This is a genomic window from Arthrobacter sp. ISL-72 (assembly GCF_018613755.1).
Lineage (GTDB): Bacteria > Actinomycetota > Actinomycetes > Actinomycetales > Micrococcaceae > Arthrobacter.
This window is the reverse complement of the sequence record NZ_JAGGPP010000009.1, coordinates 69,850-88,811: the sequence shown is the minus strand read 5'-3', so window position 1 is coordinate 88,811 and position 18,962 is coordinate 69,850. Positions and strand designations below refer to the sequence as shown.

15 protein-coding genes and 1 tRNA gene are annotated in these 18,962 nt (G+C 64.5%); 12 read left to right on the top strand and 4 right to left on the bottom strand.

The genetic code is table 11. The features are described 5' to 3' along the window. Positions 1-90 precede the first annotated feature (90 nt). From J7I92_RS10800 to J7I92_RS10790, 3 genes are all read left to right on the top strand, one after another. Positions 91-573: a MarR family winged helix-turn-helix transcriptional regulator gene (locus J7I92_RS10800; RefSeq protein WP_214840543.1), complete on the top strand. Its 483-nt coding sequence runs from the start codon at positions 91-93 to the stop codon at positions 571-573. A gap of 167 nt (positions 574-740) precedes the next feature. Continuing rightward, positions 741-1,235: a DUF805 domain-containing protein gene (locus J7I92_RS10795; protein ID WP_214840343.1), complete on the top strand. Its 495-nt coding sequence runs from the start codon at positions 741-743 to the stop codon at positions 1,233-1,235. Positions 1,236-1,350: 115 nt separating this feature from the next. Continuing rightward, entirely contained in the window at positions 1,351-1,641 is a 291-nt protein-coding gene (locus J7I92_RS10790; protein WP_214840341.1) for a GNAT family N-acetyltransferase, read from the top strand. 187 nt (positions 1,642-1,828) lie between these two features. Here the strand turns inward: J7I92_RS10790 and J7I92_RS10785 are convergent. The 4 genes from J7I92_RS10785 to J7I92_RS10770 all read right to left on the bottom strand — a co-directional run bounded on the left by J7I92_RS10785 (position 1,829) and on the right by J7I92_RS10770 (position 4,965). Then, positions 1,829-1,904 (bottom strand) — tRNA-Lys (locus J7I92_RS10785). 119 nt (positions 1,905-2,023) lie between these two features. Then, entirely contained in the window at positions 2,024-3,160 is a 1,137-nt protein-coding gene (locus J7I92_RS10780; RefSeq protein ID WP_214840339.1) for a sorbosone dehydrogenase family protein, read from the bottom strand. A 29-nt stretch (positions 3,161-3,189) separates the two neighbouring features. Further along, positions 3,190-4,287: a hypothetical protein gene (locus tag J7I92_RS10775; RefSeq protein WP_214840337.1), complete on the bottom strand. Its 1,098-nt coding sequence runs from the start codon at positions 4,285-4,287 to the stop codon at positions 3,190-3,192. A 120-nt stretch (positions 4,288-4,407) separates the two neighbouring features. Beyond that, positions 4,408-4,965 (bottom strand): hypothetical protein, encoded by a 558-nt coding sequence (locus J7I92_RS10770; protein WP_214840335.1) that lies wholly within the window; start codon positions 4,963-4,965, stop codon positions 4,408-4,410. Positions 4,966-5,081: 116 nt separating this feature from the next. On the opposite strand from J7I92_RS10770, the gene J7I92_RS10765 reads away from it, so the two are divergent. From J7I92_RS10765 to metG, 9 genes are all read left to right on the top strand, one after another. After that, positions 5,082-6,005 carry a LysR family transcriptional regulator gene (locus J7I92_RS10765; protein WP_214840333.1) on the top strand — a complete coding sequence of 308 codons (924 nt, stop codon included), beginning with the start codon at positions 5,082-5,084 and terminating at the stop codon, positions 6,003-6,005. Between the two features lie 140 nt (positions 6,006-6,145). Further along, complete coding sequence (gene ilvD, locus J7I92_RS10760; RefSeq protein WP_214840331.1) at positions 6,146-7,867, top strand: dihydroxy-acid dehydratase; 1,722 nt, start codon at positions 6,146-6,148, stop codon at positions 7,865-7,867. 399 nt (positions 7,868-8,266) lie between these two features. Further along, positions 8,267-10,168, top strand: coding sequence for an acetolactate synthase large subunit (locus J7I92_RS10755; RefSeq protein ID WP_214840329.1), 1,902 nt, complete (start codon positions 8,267-8,269; stop codon positions 10,166-10,168). A 2-nt stretch (positions 10,169-10,170) separates the two neighbouring features. Beyond that, positions 10,171-10,683 (top strand): acetolactate synthase small subunit, encoded by a 513-nt coding sequence (gene ilvN, locus J7I92_RS10750; RefSeq protein ID WP_055796055.1) that lies wholly within the window; start codon positions 10,171-10,173, stop codon positions 10,681-10,683. A gap of 120 nt (positions 10,684-10,803) precedes the next feature. After that, positions 10,804-11,829 carry a ketol-acid reductoisomerase gene (gene ilvC / locus J7I92_RS10745; RefSeq protein WP_214840327.1) on the top strand — a complete coding sequence of 342 codons (1,026 nt, stop codon included), beginning with the start codon at positions 10,804-10,806 and terminating at the stop codon, positions 11,827-11,829. Positions 11,830-11,955: 126 nt separating this feature from the next. After that, positions 11,956-13,545 carry a phosphoglycerate dehydrogenase gene (serA, locus tag J7I92_RS10740; RefSeq protein ID WP_214840325.1) on the top strand — a complete coding sequence of 530 codons (1,590 nt, stop codon included), beginning with the start codon at positions 11,956-11,958 and terminating at the stop codon, positions 13,543-13,545. 207 nt (positions 13,546-13,752) lie between these two features. Continuing rightward, entirely contained in the window at positions 13,753-16,548 is a 2,796-nt protein-coding gene (locus J7I92_RS10735) for an ABC transporter permease (protein WP_214840323.1), read from the top strand. Next, positions 16,545-17,300, top strand: coding sequence for an ABC transporter ATP-binding protein (locus J7I92_RS10730; RefSeq protein ID WP_214840321.1), 756 nt, complete (start codon positions 16,545-16,547; stop codon positions 17,298-17,300). Before J7I92_RS10735 ends, J7I92_RS10730 begins: the two co-directional genes overlap by 4 nt. Before the next feature lie 64 nt (positions 17,301-17,364). After that, complete coding sequence (gene metG, locus J7I92_RS10725) at positions 17,365-18,924, top strand: methionine--tRNA ligase (protein WP_214840320.1); 1,560 nt, start codon at positions 17,365-17,367, stop codon at positions 18,922-18,924. Positions 18,925-18,962: the final 38 nt, after the last annotated feature.

Sequence of the window (18,962 nt, the reverse complement as noted above, 5' to 3'; positions counted from 1 at the left end):
CTCCTTTGGAATGTTATGGACATCCAAGCTTAGTAAGCCGGGGAGCAAGGGACGAATCCCACGCTGGCTATACTAAGTGGTATGCCTGATATGGATCGCTGGCCCACTGGGCGCCTTTTGTCCACTGCGGCACGCCTCGTGGAACATTCCTGGAATGAAAAACTCGGAGCCATCGGACTTACCCATGCGGGCGTTATCGCCATGGAGGTACTTTCCGTCAACGGCCCCATGACCCAGGCGCAGCTGGCTCAGCTGGTCCGCGTCCAGGCCCAGACCATGGGGAAGACCCTTAGCCGGCTTGAGACTCATGGGCACATCCGCCGGGAGCGCAGCACCTCTGACCGCCGGAGCCATGTGGTGTCCCTAACGGAACGCGGCGTTGAAGCCGTGGCTGCAGCAGCTGACATGGAGCGAACCGTGCTGGCGACTGCTTCAATCGACCCGGACGTCCTCCGCCAGGAGCTCCAGGCCGTGGTGACAGTCCTTGCCAGCCGGTTTTCTTCGCCGGAGACCAAGGCAATCGTTGCGAGTGCGGAGTCCGGCCTGACCGTGGATGCGAACAGCGTCAATTGAACAGCCCGGGCGCTAGCCCATCCGTGCCTGTCACAGGGAACCCCACCTTTGTCGGCGTTGCCGGCGCCGTAAATCAAGGTAAATTTTTCCAACGACACGCGTAATTCTCCCTCGCTGAACCGTACGATGGGCAGGTCTCATCTCTTTCACACCACGGGGGAAATACTTTGAGCAATCCGCAATATCCTCAGCATCAGACGCCGCAGCAGAACTGGCAAGGCGGTGAGCCGCCGCTGTGGGCGCCGTATTACGGCGCGCCCTTCCCGGTGGCCGTGCGAAGGTTCTTCAAGAAGTACGCCACGTTCTCCGGGCGGGCAAGCCGCAGCGAATACTGGTGGTGGACGCTCGTCGCGGTTGGTGTGGGCATCATCTTGAACATCATCGTCCAGGCCGGTGCCTCCACTTCTACCTCCAGCCTCTCCAGTGCGGCCTCAGGTCCCGGAGGCACGATCGGTACCATCCTGCTCGCTGTTTGGGGCCTGGCCACCATCGTCCCGTCCATTGCTTTGTCGGTCCGCCGGCTGCATGACGGCAACTTCAGCGGCTGGCTGTGCCTTCTGGTGCTGGTGCCGTTCCTGGGCGCCATCGCTCTCCTGGTCTTTATGATCCTTCCGTCCAACCCCGCCGGCCAGCGCTTCGACAGGCCGGACGGCAGCATTTAGCGCCTTGTTGTTTCAGAGGGGCGGCACCGAAAGGTGCCGCCCCTCTTGCATGCTCCATCGCGGCGGCCAGCAAGGCTGCTTCTGAGGCGCAAGACGGTCATGCTTGACTTGGGCAGTGATCAGAAAAGCCAGGGAGAATGACCTCAAGAGGCTGCAGGCTATTGAAACCCTGGCGGGCGAGGCCTTCCGGGTGATCGGGATGGATTCCATCGCGGGCGATGATCCGCCGCGCCTTGACGACCTGCGAGGCTATGTGGATGCCGGCCGGGCATGGGTCTCCACTGATTCGCTCGACAGCCCAATCGCCTACATCCTCGTTGATGAGCTGGATCAGGATGCCCACATCGCACAGGTCACGGTGCATCCCCGTCACTCTCGCCAAGGAATTGGCAAATCGAATCGTTGAAACAGAGGCGTCGCACGGCCTCAGTGCATGGCCCCGTGTCGTCATGAAGCGGAAAGTGACCGGGGGGTAGGGCACGACCATTCGGGCGCTCGGCGGAATAAATAGCCGTAGATTTTCCGTGGCGTGCATTTTTGGCAAAACGAAACCCCGCCTTCATGGCTTGTGGCCGATGAGGACGGGGTTTCTCTGGTGCACCCCCCGGGACTCGAACCCGGAACCCATTGATTAAGAGTCAATTGCTCTGCCAGTTGAGCTAGAGGTGCAGCTGTTGTTTTGGTTCTTCCCGAAGGCTTTTGTTTTCCTCGTTCATCTCCGCAACGACATGAAACTCTACACGAGTTTTAGCGCAGTGTGAAATCGGGGCCGGGGCGGGCTTTCAGGGTTAGTCGGGAGGCGCCAAAATCAGCGCAGAATCAGGGTTTTGGTCGTTCGTGAGCATCCACAACGTCCCGTCCGGGGCGAGGGAAACGTCCCGAATGCGCCCGAACTGCCGTGTGAAATGGCTCACAGGATTACCGGCATTTTCACCGTCGAGCGGGACCGCCCAAAGCCGCTGCCCGCGGAGGGCTCCGAGATAGGCGGTGGAGCCTACAATCTCGAGTCCGCTCGGCGATGATTCGGCAGTGGACGGCCAGACAGCCTTCGCATCAATGAAACCCTCTCGCCCCGGCGCCCCGGTGACCTCCGGCCAGCCGTAGTTGCCGCCCGGCACGATGAGGTTCAGTTCATCATCCACGTTGGGCCCGAACTCGCTGGACCACAACCTGCCTTCATCGTCCCAGTCGAGGCCTTGGACATTCCGGTGGCCGAGGCTGTAAACGGGGTTGTCACCAAACGGATTTCCCGGTGCCGGCTTCCCCTCGGCGGTGATCCTGAGAATCTTCCCGCCAAGGGCAGCGGGATCCTGGGGCTGGTCGCGGCGCTGTGAGTCACCGGTCCCCACATAGAGGTTTCCGTCCGGGCCGAAGCGGATGCGGCCACCGTTGTGCGTTGATGCCTTGGGGATGCCGGAGAAGACGGTCTCCGGCCGGCCAAGGGCCAGGGTCCCCCCGGGCTGCTGCGCGGCCACTGTGAGGCGTGCGATCCTGTTGTCGGACTGGGACGTGAAGTAGGCGTACAGCGATTTGTCGGATTCATACTCGGGTGACACCGCGAGCCCCAGCAGGCCTCCTTCGCCGCCGGGAACGACACCTGGGAGGGTGCCAAGCACCGTGACCTCCCCGTCCTTGACCGCCTTGAGTTCGCCGCTGTCGCGCTCGGAAATGATGGCATTGCCATCAGGCAGGAAAACCGTGGACCAGGGCACCCTGAGCCCTTCCACCCTCCGCAGGATCTGCGGCTGCCGGGATGCCAGGCTTCCGCCGGTCGCCGAACTGGCGTTGCCCGTAGGGGCTTCGGTGCCGTCGCCGGTGCACGCGGTCAAGGCCAGCACGGACAGGAAAGCTGCTGACACGAAAGCGGCGGCGGCAGGCAAAAGGCGGAACGCAGTCCCTGTTGTGCGCCCCGACGCCGTCTTCATCCAGGCCCCCGTTCCGTTGGTGGACCGGACTAGTGCCTGCTGCGCCGCGGCGCCCGGAAACCTGCCGCTTCCGCATGGGCGACGGACTCGAACCAGACCCGCGCCTTGGTTTCCTCATAGGCCGGGCTTGATTCATCGTGGTAGGTCATGGACTGCGCGTCGCCCTTGATGGTGTAACCTGCCGGTCCTTGACCCTCCGCGCCGGGTGCAGCGGACCCCTCGCCGTAGGGCTGGTCGGCCGCGAGGTGTCCGGCGGGCTCAGCCGTGTGGCTAGCGCCTGCTTCCGTAACCGCTGATGACGTCGCGGCTTGCATGGTTTCAGCATCTCCATCGGAAGCGGCACCGGTCCGCGTTTCGGTGGCCCCAGAGCCAGGCTGTGCCTGCGTCCCGCTGGTGCGCGTTTCCGCGGCAGCCGGCGCTGTGCCCGCAACACGTGGCAGTTCCGCTGCATCGCCGGCGTCGAGTACGTCCTCGACCGCGGCGGACTCTGCCCCGGGAAGGGTGGGAGCATGAGGCTCGGTGTATTCGGGATGGTGGATGGGAGCTGCTGGGCGCGCATCCGCTGCCACGTTCTCCCGTTCCCCTGACTCCTGGGCCGGCGTCTCTTTGACCTGTGTGTCGGAAACCTGTGTGCCCGCTGAATGGGGAGTGCTGCCTGCTTCGGACCACTGTGCCTCCCACTCCGCTTTGTCGGCCTCGGAGGCGCGGGCCGTGCGTCCGGTTTCCACAGCGGTGGCCCCCGCGGACGGCGTCGGGCGTTCATCCCAGTCATCCACGTCTCCACCGGCCGGCGCCGAGCCTGGAGATTCCATGCCGGCGTCAGCGGCCGCCTGCTTCCGCTCCCTGGCGGCCTCAGCTGCGGGCGGCGCAACGGGCTGGCCGGGAGCCCCGAGGCCTGCGGCCCCGGCCATTCCCGCCATGGCATCTGCCTCGGATGCTGCAGTTCCGCCGGTCGCCAGCGCGCCATCGGCGGGGCGGCCGAAAGTGGGTTCTGCCAGTGGAGCGGATGCACCGGAATCGGAGGACATCGAAGTTCCGGTGGTATTCCCTGAACTGTTGCGGTTCAGGAGCCACCAAACGACTCCGACGATAACTACGATGACAATGACCCAGATAACCCAGTCCATAGCAGACCCTTCTGTCCTCGAGGCAAGGTTGCCGTTGCTTGACGTTACGTCGCTGTGATTACGGCTGTAAAGGCTTACATGGCCTCACCGCGGGTCCTTGGCGGGCGGGTAGGAGTGGCGTCACAGCGGAAGTCCGCGGCGCACGAAATCGGCCATGAACTCATGGAAGTCGGCAGCGTCATGGGCCTGTTCGATGCTCCGTGCAACCCTTCCACCCGCCGCCTCAGCATTCACGGGCGGCGACGCCAGCTTCATCACCTTCTCCACACCGAAACGGAAGGAATTTCCGGTGCTGGTTGCCACTTCGTAGCCGCCCAGTGAAGACCCGACGGCGGGCAGCCGGACCGCGCGGGAAAGATTGGTCATGTTGATTGCCACCGGAACGGTACTGCCCGCCAGGGACTTTTCGTCGAAGGGGGCAATGATGACTTCGGCCGGATGCCAGCGGTAGCCGATCACAAAGCTCCGCCGCCGCGGTGGGGGCCACCCCCGGGGCGCGGCCCCCGGGACCTCAAAGCTGTTCGAACCGCAGACCAGGTTGTAGTCGCCATAGTTGGGAATCTGCCCGTCAAACACCGCCCGGAGCGTGGCCTTGAGCTCTTCGCTCGTTGACGGGGAGGTTGACGGGGAGTTGGAGTCTGCCGCACCCGAAGGGGTTGGCGCTGGCTTGCTGTTCACGGTGAAGTCCTGAAGGTTGCCGGCAAGTGGCTAGCACGCTACCAGATCCGGCGCAGGGCGCCTTGTCACGTTGGCGGCCCCCGCTTCCGGCTGCGCCGGTCCTGTAGCCTCGCCTCATGGATTTGAAACGGCTGCGGATTCTCCGGGAACTTTCGGACCGGGGCACCGTGGGTGCCACCGCGGAAGCGATGGAGGTGACGCCGTCGGCCGTTTCCCAGCAACTCAAAACGCTCCAGGATGAACTGGGCGTTGTCCTGGTTGAAAAGTCCGGCAGGGGAGTGAGCCTGACGGAGGCAGGCCGTGCCATGGCCGCAGCCGCGGCTGATGTTTCCACCGCGATGGCGCGCGCTGAAGCCACCATCGATACGTACCGGCAGGGCTGGCAGACGCACGTCAAAGCGGCCTTCTTCCCGAGCGCGGCCGAAATGTTCCTTCCGGGCCTTCTGCACCGCGTCAAGGAAGTGGAAGGACTCCGGTTCGAGGCCAGCCTGGAGGACCCCGCCGTTGCGGGTTTCACCACCCTGGCGGCCGATTACGACATTGTGGTGGCCCATAGTGTTGACGGACCGGATGTTTTCGCCCGGAAAGGGCTCGCGGTGGTTCCGCTGCTGGATGAGCCGCTGGACGTGGCCATGCCGTCAGGGCATGTGCTGGCGGCAAAGACTTCGCTAACGGCCGGCGATGTGGTGGGGTTTCCGTGGATGGGCGTACCGGAGGGATTTCCGTTCGATTCCGTGCTGCGCCAAATCGAGATCCAGGCCGGGTCGCCGGCGGTCCGGGCGCAACTGTTCCCCGACCTTCGGGTGTTGGAAGCCCTTGTCAGCGCGGGCCACGGACTGAGCCTGTTGCCCCGGTACACGGCCCTCCGGAACCAGGACCGCGGCTTCGTCCTGCGCCCGCTGCTCGGAGTGACGGCCCGGCGAAGCATCGTTGCGCTCGCACGTCCGGACGTGGCTGCCCGGACCACCATCCGGCAGGTGCTGGCCATGCTGGAGGCGGAAGCGGGCTCCATCAACGCCGCCGGACTGGGTGACGGGTGACACATCCGCCGTCCTTCCCCGCCTCGTCGTCTCAATATCCGAGACGAGAGTCCACTATTCGATCGAAATATTCCGGCATTTAGGCTTAACCCTTCCTGCCGGGTCGTTGGTGCCCTAATTTCAGCCATAGACTTTGACCCATGAGTCAGGACACCCAAACCGCAACAGAAAACAAGCCGGACATCAAGCCCCGCAGCCGGGTCGTCACCGATGGAATTCACGCCGCGCCCGCGCGTGGGATGTTCCGGGCGGTCGGCATGGGCGACGACGACTTTGCAAAGCCCCAGATTGGCGTGGCCAGTTCCTGGAACGAGATCACTCCCTGCAACCTTTCCCTGAACCGGCTGGCCCAGGGCGCCAAGGAAGGCGTCCACGCCGGCGGTGGCTTCCCCATGCAGTTCGGCACCATTTCCGTTTCCGACGGGATCTCGATGGGCCATGAGGGCATGCACTTCTCCCTGGTCTCCCGCGAAGTCATCGCCGACTCCGTCGAGACCGTGATGCAGGCCGAGCGGATCGACGGCTCAGTCTTGCTGGCCGGTTGCGACAAGTCCCTGCCGGGCATGCTGATGGCAGCCGCGCGCCTGGACCTCGCCAGCGTCTTCCTCTACGCCGGCTCCATCATGCCCGGCTGGGTCAAGCTCGAGGACGGCTCCGAGAAGGAAGTCACCCTGATCGACGCCTTCGAAGCCGTGGGTGCCTGTGCCGCCGGCAAGATGAGCATGGAAGACCTTACCCGCATCGAAAAGGCCATCTGCCCGGGCGAAGGTGCCTGCGGCGGCATGTACACGGCCAACACCATGGCCTGCATCGGCGAGGCACTCGGCATGTCCCTGCCGGGCTCCGCCGCACCGCCGTCGGCAGACCGCCGTCGTGATGAGTTTGCCCGCAAGTCCGGCGAAGCGGTGGTCAACCTGCTCCGCAAGGGCATCACCGCCCGCGACATCATGACCAAGAACGCATTCGAGAACGCCATCGCCGTCACCATGGCCTTCGGCGGTTCCACCAACGCCGTCCTGCACCTGCTCGCAATAGCCCGCGAAGCTGAAGTGGAACTGACGCTCGATGACTTCAACCGCATCGGCGACAAAATCCCGCACCTGGGCGACCTGAAGCCGTTCGGCCGCTACGTCATGACCGACGTCGACAAGATCGGCGGCGTTCCGGTCATCATGAAGGCACTGCTCGACGCCGGGCTGCTGCACGGCGACTGCCTCACCGTCACCGGCAAGACCCTTGCGGAAAACCTTGCGTCCATCAACCCGCCGGACCTGGACGGCAAGATCCTGCGCGCGCTGGACAACCCGATCCACAAGACCGGCGGAATCACCATCCTGCATGGCTCCATGGCACCCGAAGGCGCTGTCGTGAAGAGCGCAGGCTTTGACGCTGACGTTTTCGAAGGCACCGCCCGCGTGTTCGAACGCGAGCAGGGTGCCCTGGACGCACTCGACAACGGCCGAATCAACAAGGGCGACGTCGTCGTCATCCGCTACGAAGGGCCCAAGGGTGGCCCGGGTATGCGCGAGATGCTCGCCATCACCGGCGCCATCAAGGGCGCCGGCCTCGGCAAGGATGTCCTGCTTCTCACCGATGGACGCTTCTCCGGCGGCACCACGGGACTGTGCATCGGCCACGTGGCTCCGGAAGCCGTCGACGGCGGCCCCATTGCCTTCGTCAAGGACGGTGACCGCATCCGCGTTGACATCGCCGCCCGCAGCTTCGACCTGCTGGTGGACGAGGCCGAGCTCGAATCGCGCAAGATCGGCTGGGAACCGCTCCCGGCCAAGTTCACCAAGGGCGTCCTGGCCAAGTACGCCAAGCTGGTGCACAGCGCCTCCACCGGCGCATACTGCGGATAGCAGGCGATCCCTACCCTGACGATGCGGCGCGGCCGCCGCATCGTCAGGGGCCCTCGGGATCACCCTTATTCAGCCCCGCCGCCCATGTGGCCGGGTGATCGAATGGACTGATGAGGGCCAGTTTGTGGACAATGAAGTCCAAATGGTGAGATGGCGGTCAGCTTCGTTGACACGCATCCCACCAGAGGGAAAACTGAACGCATGATCGCATTCGTTACCGTCGGCGCCGTCGTCGTACTTACCAAGCGCGTGGCTCCATAGCCCGACTGGTAACGAACTGTCACGCGCAACCCCTCGAAGAGCCGCCAGGCTGAGGGGTTTTTTTATTTTCCAGTGTGACAACAGCTTCAGCCTTCATGCAGCACCGCCCCAATTCAAGATTTACTAAGGAAGAGTCCGATGAGCAAAGGATCGCCGATCAGCCCCTCGCTGATGGCTACAAAGTCCGCTGGAGCCCCCAAGGCTCCGGAACGCGCCGACCGCACGGCCGATGCCGGCGTCGACCACGCTGCTGCCGCCTCTCCTGTCCTTGGACCGAACAACGTCGTACCCCCGACGGTGATGACCGGTTCGCAAGCAATTGTCCGCTCGCTCGAAGAACTCGGCGTGGACGATATTTTTGGTTTGCCCGGTGGCGCGATCCTGCCCACCTATGACCCCTTGATGGCCTCCAGGATGAATCACGTCCTGGTCCGTCACGAACAGGGAGCCGGCCACGCCGCGCAAGGCTACGCCATGGTTACCGGGCGGGTTGGCGTTTGTATTGCCACCTCCGGCCCGGGAGCCACCAACCTCGTTACCGCCATCATGGATGCGCATATGGACTCCGTGCCGCTCGTGGCCATCACCGGCCAGGTGTCCAGCGGAGTCATTGGAACCGACGCTTTCCAGGAAGCGGACATCGTCGGCATCACCATGCCGATCACCAAGCACTCGTTCCTGGTAACGGACCCGAATGACATCCCGCATGTCATGGCCGAAGCCTTCCACCTTGCGTCCACAGGCCGTCCCGGCCCGGTGCTTGTGGATGTTGCCAAGGACGCCCAGCAGGGCCAGATGACGTTCTCCTGGCCGCCGAAGATCGACCTCCCCGGATACCGTCCGGTGGTCCGCGGCCACAACAAGCAGGTCCGCGAAGCAGCGAAGCTGATCGCCGCGGCAAGCAAGCCCGTGCTCTATGTCGGCGGCGGCGTGGTTAAGGCGCATGCTTCGGCGGAACTGCGCGAACTTGCCGAAATCACCGGCGCGCCGGTGGTCACCACGCTGATGGCCCGCGGAGTGTTCCCGGACTCGCACCCGCAGCACGTCGGCATGCCCGGCATGCACGGCACGGTTTCGGCCGTGACCGCCCTGCAGCAGTCCGACCTGCTGATCACGCTCGGCGCCCGTTTCGACGACCGGGTGACCGGTGTCCTCAAGACGTTCGCTCCGAACGCGAAGGTGATCCACGCCGACATCGATCCTGCCGAGATTTCCAAGAACCGCACTGCGGATGTTCCGATCGTGGGCTCCGTCAAGGAGATCATTCCGGAGCTCACCGAAGCCGTGAAGACGCAGTTCGATGTTTCCGGCAAGCCGGACCTGGACAATTGGTGGACGTTCCTGAACAACCTGAAGGACACGTACCCGCTGGGCTGGACGGAGCCCGAGGACGGCCTCACCGCACCGCAGCGCGTCATCGAGCGGATCGGCGCCCTCACCGGCCCCGAAGGAATCTACGTGGCCGGGGTCGGCCAGCACCAGATGTGGGCTGCACAGTTCATCAAGTACGAACGCCCCCATGCCTGGCTGAACTCGGGCGGTGCGGGCACCATGGGCTACGCGGTTCCGGCGGCCATGGGTGCCAAGGTGGGTGAACCGGACCGTGTGGTCTGGGCCATCGATGGTGACGGCTGCTTCCAGATGACCAACCAGGAACTGGCCACCTGCGCCATCAACAAGATTCCCATCAAGGTTGCCGTCATCAACAACTCATCGCTGGGCATGGTGCGCCAGTGGCAGACCCTCTTCTACGAGGGCCGCTACTCCAACACTGACCTGAACACCGGCCACGAGACGGTCCGCATCCCGGACTTCGTGAAACTGGGCGAGGCCTACGGCTGCGCGTCCTTCCGGTGCGAGCGCGACGAGGACATCGACGCCACCATCCAGAAGGCCCTTGAGATCAATGACCGCCCCGTGGTCATCGACTTCGTGGTGAGCCCCGACTCCATGGTGTGGCCGATGGTGCCGGCCGGAGTGAGCAACGACCAGATCCAGGTCGCCCGCAACATGACCCCGGAATGGGAAGAGGAGGACTGATCATGAGCCGCCACACGCTGTCCGTTCTGGTCGAAGACAAACCCGGTGTGCTGACCCGAGTCGCGAGCCTCTTCGCGCGCCGAGCCTTCAACATCAATTCCCTGGCCGTCGGCCCGACGGAAGTTCCGGGCATGTCCCGGATGACCGTCGTCGTCGACGCCGATGGTGACCTGATCGAACAGGTCACCAAGCAGTTGAACAAACTGGTCAACGTGATCAAGATTGTTGAACTGACCTCAGAATCTTCCGTACAGCGAGACCACATCCTGGTCAAGGTACGTGCGGACGCCGCAACACGCCTGCAGGTGACCCAGGCTGCAGACCTGTTCCGTGCTTCAGTGGTCGACGTCTCCACAGACTCGGTGGTCATTGAAGCAACCGGCCACCCCGAAAAGCTCACGGCACTCCTGTCGGTGCTGGAGCCTTTCGGTATCCGCGAAATCGTGCAGTCCGGCACCTTGGCCGTTGGACGGGGATCCCGCTCCATGAGTGACAGGGCCCTACGCTCCGCGTAAAGCACAGCGTAAGTCGCAGTCCAAGCGGCCGGCGGTGGCCTCACCCCGCCGGCGCGCGACGCCCATTCATTACCGCACCAGACTAGTTACACAAAAATCCACTCAAAAGGAGTTACGCAAGTGACTGAAATGTTCTACGACGACGACGCAGACCTGTCGATCATCCAGGGTCGCAAGGTTGCCATTGTCGGCTACGGCTCCCAGGGCCACGCCCATGCGCTGAACCTTCGCGACTCCGGCGTCGAAGTTACCATCGCGCTCAAGGAAGGCTCGTCCTCGATCGCCAAGGCCGAGGATGCCGGCTTCACCGTAAAGAACGTTGCCGACGCCGCCGAATGGGCCGACGTCATCATGATCCTGGCGCCGGACCAGCACCAGCGCTCGATCTTCAACGACTCCATCAAGGACAAGCTGACCCCCGGCAAGGCACTGGCCTTCGCCCACGGCTTCAACATCCGCTTCGGCTACATCGAGGCACCGGAAGGCGTTGACGTCATCCTGGTCGCCCCGAAGGCTCCCGGCCACACCGTGCGCCGCGAGTTCGAAGCCGGCCGCGGCATCCCGGACATCATCGCCGTCGAGCAGGACGCTTCCGGTTCCGCCTGGGAACTGGCCAAGTCCTACGCCAAGGCGATCGGCGGCACCCGCGCCGGCGTCATCAAGACCACCTTCACCGAAGAGACCGAAACGGACCTCTTCGGCGAGCAGTCCGTCCTGTGCGGCGGAGTGTCCCAGCTGATCCAGTACGGCTTCGAAACCCTGACCGAGGCCGGCTACCAGCCGCAGATCGCCTACTTCGAGGTGCTGCACGAGCTCAAGCTCATCGTAGACCTCATGTGGGAAGGCGGCATCGCCAAGCAGCGCTGGAGCGTTTCCGACACCGCAGAGTACGGCGACTACGTCTCCGGCCCGCGCGTCATCACCCCCGAGGTGAAGGAAAACATGAAGGCCGTCCTCGCCGACATCCAGTCCGGTGCGTTCGCCAAGCGCTTCATCGAGGACCAGGACAACGGCGCCGTCGAGTTCAAGGAGCTGCGTGCCAAGGCTGAGCAGCACCCCATCGAGGGTGTCGGCCGCGAACTGCGCTCCCTGTTCTCCTGGCAGCAGCAGGACGAGGACTACGTAGAGGGCTCAGCGGCCCGCTAAGCCCGGCCGTTCAGCCGCCAGGCAGAGCCAACAATGAGGCCGGGTTCACACTTAACAATGTGAGCCCGGCCTTTCCGTCAGCCTAGACTTGATTTATCCCCAGGACTGCAACGCAGAGGATCAGCCGTGTCAAAACCCGTAGTACTGCTCGCCGAAGAACTTTCACCCGCCACAGTCGAGGCCCTCGGCCCGGACTTTGAAATCCGCCAGACCGATGGCGCCGACCGTTCCCAGCTGCTGTCTGCCATCGCGGATGTTGACGCAATCCTGGTCCGTTCAGCCACCCAGGTGGACGCCGAGGCCATCGCCGCGGCCAAGAACCTCAAGGTCATCGCCCGCGCCGGCGTCGGCCTGGACAACGTCGACATCAAGGCCGCCACCCAGGCCGGTGTCATGGTGGTCAACGCGCCGACGTCGAACATCGTCTCCGCCGCCGAACTCACGGTGGGCCACATCCTGAGCCTCGCCCGCCACATTCCGCAGGCCAGTGCCGCGCTCAAGGACGGCGAATGGAAGCGTTCCAAGTACACCGGCATTGAACTCTACGAGAAAAAGATCGGCATCATCGGACTGGGCCGCATCGGCGCCCTGGTCGCTGCCCGCTTGAAGGGCTTCGACACCAAGATCCTGGCCTACGATCCCTACATCACCTCCGCCCGCGCCGCCCAGCTCGGCGTGCAGCTGGTGACCCTCGACGAACTGCTGGCGCAATCCGACTTCATCACCATCCACATGCCCAAGACGCCCGAAACGGTGGGCATGCTCGGCGCCGAGGCGTTCAAGAAGATGAAGAAGACCGCCTACGTCATCAACGTTGCCCGCGGCGGCCTGGTGGACGAGGAAGCTCTGCACGCTGCCCTGAAGGACGGCGAAATCGCCGGCGCCGGCGTCGACGTGTTCGTCAAGGAACCCAGTACCGACCTGCCGTTCTTCGAAATGGACAACGTGGTGGTGACGCCGCACCTTGGCGCATCAACCGACGAAGCGCAGGAAAAGGCCGGCGTCTCCGTGGCCAAGTCGGTCCGACTGGCCCTGGCCGGCGAACTGGTTCCCGACGCAGTGAACGTGGCCGGCGGCGTCATCGCCCCGGACGTCCGCCCGGGCATCCCGCTGATCGAGAAGCTGGGCCGCATCTTCACCGCGCTGACCCACGCCTCCCTGACCCAGTTCGACGTTGAAGTAGCCGGTGAAATTTCCGCGCTTGACGTCAAGGTGCTGGAACTGGCCGCGCTGAAGGGCATCTTCGCCGACGTCGTCACCGAACAGGTCTCCTACGTCAACGCTCCGGTCATAGCCGAGCAGCGCGGCATCAACGTCCGCCTCATCACCACCCCGGACACCGAGTCGTACCGCAACGTCCTGACCCTGCGCGGCGCGCTGAGCGACGGCAGCCAGATCTCCGTGGCCGGAACCCTGACCGGCCCCAAGCAGATCCAAAAGCTCGTGGGCGTCAACGGCTACGAGGTGGAAATCCCCATCAGCGAACACCTCGTGGTGGTGGCCTACGCCGACCGCCCCGGCGTGATCGGCACGATCGGCCACATCCTGGGCATGAACAACATCAACATCGCGGGCATGCAGGTTGCGCGCCAGGCTGAGGGCGGCCAGGTCCTGGCCCTCCTGACCATTGACAGCTCGGTTCCGCAGCAGGTCCTCGACGCCATCAAGGCGGGCATCGGCGCGGACATGGTGCGCGAAGTCGACCTCGAAGACTAATATGCCGTCCATCCGGTGAACTCACGTGACAGAGGTTAACTTCTGCCACGTATGATTGGCCGGTCTGCGTACAATGGCTGGGTCCGTTTTTCGGATCCGGCCGGCAGACCGGCCATTATTTTTTGCACACCCGGCAGGGGACGCCTTCACATCCATTAGGTGTGGAATGAGGTGTGCGCTCACGCAATTCAGCTTTCAGGGAGCCCAATGAACGCCGTCCAGAGGTTCATCAGAAGCCGCGTGCTTTTGCTGACCGCGGCCATTTTGATCGTCGCCATGTGCCTGTCCGTCCTCATCCAGGGCCAGTCTCAGGCGGCCCTCAACCGAACTGTCGACCAGAATTCCCGCGGCCTCTACGACATCCTGGTCCAGGCCAAGGCAGGTTCCGGCGGAGCGCTGATGCAGCCTGAAATCGCCACCGGCCAGGGAGGCATCAGCTTCGATCAGCTGGACTCCATCAGGAAGCTCTCCGGGACCTCCGTGGCCGCTCCCATCAGCCTGGTGTCCCGCGTCTCGCAGAACCTTGAATCCCCGCGGCTTGACGCCATGGACTACCTGGGATTCAATGCCGGGCTCGTGGGCACGGCCACTACCGGGCAGCCCGGCGGTACCGATCCCAGCAAGTGGCCGGCAGCGGAATCGGTCCTCACCGACCAGGCGAAAAAGTACCGCCTGACCGCCAGCGCCGTCAGCTCGGACGGCCAGTCCGAACAGACGCTGTTCAAGTCAATGGCCGAAGGTTCCCTCGGCAAGGCCCGGCTCGTCGAAGAGCAGACCGCCGGCGGCAAGAGCATCCGGATCGCAGGCGCCGAGGGGGAAACGGGCATCAAGTTCCCGGCCCCTGCGGGCGGCTCCGAACACAATCTCTTCAACCTCTCCGTGTCGCTTCCGCTGGCGCCGCAGGTGACTGAATCCGTGGTCGCGGTGGACCCCGTGTCCGAGCGTGCCCTCCTCGGAAGCGCCGGTGACTTCCTAGCACCGCTGGAAAAGGCGCCGCCCGCAGACGCCCGCAACGCAGGTGCCATCGGCCGGCACTTCGAGAGCCTGTTCACCACGGGCATCAGCATGGAGGAGCTCCAGGAAGGACCGGACTTCCTCGGCGTCAAGCTCAAGTACTGGGCTCCGCTGATGACCCAGTACCAGCAGGCAAAGCGCGACGGCCAGCTCACCGCCGACTCCCAGGCCATCCCGCTGATCGTCCGCTCCGGCACCTCCCTGGACCTCAAGTACTCCGTCAAGATCGAGGAAATCGACGACGCGGGCAACGTGGTCAAGGACGTCGGGACGGTCACCAAGTCGCTGGACAAGGACTACCTGCCGTTCGTTTCCAAGTCGCCGTTCGCACTGTCCTGGCCGGGATCGCAGGACTACTCCCAGCTTCTGGGAAACACCGGCAACTTCAGCCAGGGCCTGTACAACCCGGCCACCTGGAGCACCGACTTCGCTTCCGCCCCCAAGTACTCGGACGGCTCCACCGCCGGTAACGGCGCCGTGGACAAGACCGCCACGCCGGGGGAGTGGGTCACCGTCAACCGCCTTCCCGAGAAGGGGACCGGCGGCGCGCCGGTGGACCAGACCCAGCGCGAGCCCGTCGACGAACGCTCCTACCGCGAAAGCCTCGAGACCGGCACGAAGGTCGCCGCACCGCTCGCCATGGTCTACGGCACGTTCGACGCCGACAATGTCCAGAAGGCGGCCGGAGACATCAACAGGCTGCCGCTGGGCGGCTACGATCCCGCGCCGCTCACCTTGACGGAGGACGCTGACGGCAAGAAGGTCGAGAACACCGAACTCAAGCCGTCGCTGAGCGCCACGGGCCTGGTCAGCCAGTCCGCCGGCGCCATCACCGACTACTACGGCCTTGCCGCCGCCCGGGGATACGAACAGAACGCTTCCGTCATCGACGCCGTCCGGGTCCGTGCCAAGGCACCCGGCAGCTGGAAGCAGTCGCAGCCGGAGGTCGAACAGCTCGCCGACGAAATCCGGGACATGGGCCTGGAGGCAACTGTTGTTGCCGGCTCCGCCCGTGAAGACGCCAACATCTTCGTCCCCGGCTACTCCAAGGACGACGCCGGCAAGGAGTCCGCACTGGGCACCGTCACACAGTCATGGGTCCGCCAGGACGCCGCCGACGCCGTGTCCGGCTCACTGACAGGCACCAACCTGACGCTGCTGTTCCTCACCCTGATCGGGGCAGCCCTGCTCACGGGAGCGTCCACCGTCAGCTACATCCGCCAGCGGCGCGTCGAAGCCGGCACCCTCCGGGCCATGGGCTGGACACAGAAGCGGATCCGCAGCTGGGTGCTGGCCGAGTTCGGTGTGGGCGCGGCCCTCCTGGCCGCTGCCGGCATCATCCTGAGCCTGGTCAGCTGGAACGTGGCAACGGTCATCGTCTCCGCTTCCGTGCTGGTTCTCTACGCCGCCGCAGCCTACTTCGCGGCCGGGCAGCTGAGGCACCGGGACGAGGTGGACCAGGAGCCGCAGCACGACGAGCGGCTGATCGCCGTCGATTCCCCGCTCACGTTCGCCAACCGCCAGCTGAGCACGAACAAGTTCAACACCATCTCGCTGGCCGTGGCGGTGGGTGTCTTCGGCGCCGCTGTCGGCGGCCTGATTGCCCTGCTGATCGACATCCCGCGTGCCGCCGGGGCGAGCGCCCTGAGCGGACTGGCCGCAGCGAGCGTGACGCTGCCAAGCATCATCCTGGCGCTCTCGGGTGTTGCCGTGGGCCTGGTCCTGACGCTCGTCACCGGACGCTTTGAGCTGCAGGCCAAGCGCCAGTACCTTGGCACGCTCAAGGCCATGGGCTGGAACCCGGACATGCTGGGCCAGGTCCGGCTGTTCGAAAACGCCCTCGTGGGCACGATCGCCCTGCCGCTCGGCGTGGTCGGCGCCCTCGCCATCGGGCTGGTACTCGCACCCTATGCCGCGCTCTGGGCCGCCCTGGCCGGGCTCGTGGCTGTACTTTGCTGGATTCCAATTGCAACGAAAGTGGTCCAATGAACAACGACCTGAATCTTGACCGGATTCCCCAGGATGAGGCCGGGGACGGCTCGCTCCAGACGCGTGCCAACACCATCCTGAAGGCCGCGGACCACGGGACCCCGCTGGAACTGAGCAACATCACCATCCGCTACGGCGGGCAGAAGGGCGGAGCCGACGCCGTCAACGTTGTCGAAGGCTTCGACCTGACCCTGCACGCCGGAGAAATGCACTGCGTGGCCGGCAGAAGCGGATCGGGCAAGACCAGCATCCTGACCGTCGGCGCGGGACTCACGCTGCCGACGTCGGGCCGTGTCTTCTGGGAAGGCCAGTCGCTCGAGAGCATGGGCGACGATGAAATCGCCGACCGGCGCCGGGCGCTGATCGGCTACGTCGACCAGGGCGGCGCCCTCATTGACGGCATGAGCGCCCTGGAGAACGTGCTGCTGCCGGCCGTGCCCGACGGCGAAGTGGACCAGCGCCGCGACATGGCCAAGGACCTCCTGGACCTAGTGGGACTGGGGCGGCGCATGCGCCACCGCCCGGCCCAGCTGTCCGGCGGTGAGCGTCAGCGCGTGGCAATCGCGCGTGCCCTGATCCTTGGCACGCGCGTCCTGGTGGTCGACGAGCCGACGGCGAGCCTGGACCGCACCTCGGCCAACCGCATCATCAGCATCCTGAAGGACACCACGTCCGACGGGATCGCCGTGCTGGTGGCGTCACATGACCACGAACTTGTCCGGCTCAGCGATACCCTGACCGAACTGATCTAGATTAGGGGTAGCGTCCCGCGCTCCCGGTCCCGCCACCGCATCCGAAAAAAGGTAACTACGCAGAGTGTCGTCTTCAGCCCAGACCCCGTTCTACATCACCACCGCCATCACGTATCCCAACGGTGTGCCGCACATCGGCCACGCCTACGAGTACATTGCCACCGACGCGATGGCACGGTTCAAGCGCCTGGACGGCTACGACGTGTTTTTCCTGACCGGCACCGACGAGCACGGCATGAAGATCGCCCAGGCGGCCGAAAAAGAAGGCATTACGCCCAAGGAACTAGTCGACCGGAACGCCGAAATCTACAAGGCTGCCCATGCCGACCTCGGTATCTCGTATGACCGGTTCATCCGGACCACGGACGAAGACCACTACGCCGCGTCCCAGGCCATCTGGAAGAAGATGGAGGCCAACGGGGACATCTACCTGTCGAAGTACGAAGGCTGGTACTCGGTCCGCGACGAAGCCTATTACGTTGAGGACGAGACCGTCGTCAAGGAAGACGGCCTTCGCTACTCCCGCGAGACGGACACCGAACTGACCTGGACGGCCGAGGAGAGCTATTTCTTCCGGCTCTCCGCTTACCAGGACAAACTGCTGGCGCTGTACGAGGCGCAGCCGGAATTCGGCGCCCCGCAGTCCCGCTTCAACGAGGTCATCAGCTTCGTCAGGCGCGGGCTGGAGGACCTTTCCATCAGCCGCACCACGTTCGACTGGGGCGTTCCCGTCCCGGGCAACGACAAGCACGTGATGTACGTGTGGGTGGATGCGCTGACCAATTACCTCACCGGCGTGGGCTACCCGGATGCGGATTCCGAGTCGTTCCGGAAGTACTGGCCAGCCGACGTCCACGTGATCGGCAAGGACATTTCCCGCTTCCACGCCATCTACTGGCCCGCGTTCCTCATGAGCGCAGGCCTCGAGCTGCCCAAGCGGATCATGATCCACGGCTTCCTGCACAACAACGGCGTCAAAATGTCCAAGTCGCTGGGCAACGTCGTGGCGCCGTCGGACTTTGTGGCCCAGTACGGCCTGGACCAGGTCCGTTTCTTCTTCCTGCGCGAAGTGCCGTTCGGTGCCGACGGCAGCTACAACCACGAAGCCATTGTGGGCCGGATGAACTCGGACCTTGCGAACAACTTCGGAAACCTGGCACAACGCTCGCTGTCCATGGTCGCCAAGAACTGCGAGGGCCGGGTTCCGGTTCCCGGCGGGTTCACTGCGGAGGACTCAGCACTGCTGGCCCAGGCCAACGGTCTTCTGGACGCCGCCCGGGCCGCCTTCGAGAAGCAGGAATTCAGCCGCGCCCTGGAAGCGATCTGGGGCGTGTTGGGCGACACCAACGCGTACTTCGCCGAGCAGGCGCCGTGGGTCCTGCGGAAGACCGACGTCGAGCGCATGAACACCGTGCTGTACGTGACCCTTGAGGTGCTCCGGATCGTGGCGATCCTGGTCCAGCCGGTCATGCCCAACGCCTCTGCCGCACTTCTGGGGACCCTCGGCCAGCCCGACGGCGACGCCCGCCGTTTCGCGGCGATCGCCACGCCGCTGGTGCCCGGCACCGAGCTTCCCGCTCCGGCCCCGATTTTCCCGAAGTACGAGGAACCGGCCGAGGCCTGACCGCAGCTGGCTGTTCTTCACCCGGAGAGTGCCCGATG

Coding starts and splice junctions, on each gene's coding strand:
- J7I92_RS10800 (WP_214840543.1), top strand. CDS start 91: ATGGATCGCTGGCCCACTGGGCGCCTTTTGTCCACTGCGGCACGCCTC.
- J7I92_RS10780 (WP_214840339.1), bottom strand. CDS start 3,160: ATGAAGACGGCGTCGGGGCGCACAACAGGGACTGCGTTCCGCCTTTTG.
- J7I92_RS10775 (WP_214840337.1), bottom strand. CDS start 4,287: ATGGACTGGGTTATCTGGGTCATTGTCATCGTAGTTATCGTCGGAGTC.
- J7I92_RS10765 (WP_214840333.1), top strand. CDS start 5,082: ATGGATTTGAAACGGCTGCGGATTCTCCGGGAACTTTCGGACCGGGGC.
- ilvD (WP_214840331.1), top strand. CDS start 6,146: ATGAGTCAGGACACCCAAACCGCAACAGAAAACAAGCCGGACATCAAG.
- J7I92_RS10755 (WP_214840329.1), top strand. CDS start 8,267: ATGAGCAAAGGATCGCCGATCAGCCCCTCGCTGATGGCTACAAAGTCC.
- ilvN (WP_055796055.1), top strand. CDS start 10,171: ATGAGCCGCCACACGCTGTCCGTTCTGGTCGAAGACAAACCCGGTGTG.
- J7I92_RS10735 (WP_214840323.1), top strand. CDS start 13,753: ATGAACGCCGTCCAGAGGTTCATCAGAAGCCGCGTGCTTTTGCTGACC.
- J7I92_RS10730 (WP_214840321.1), top strand. CDS start 16,545: ATGAACAACGACCTGAATCTTGACCGGATTCCCCAGGATGAGGCCGGG.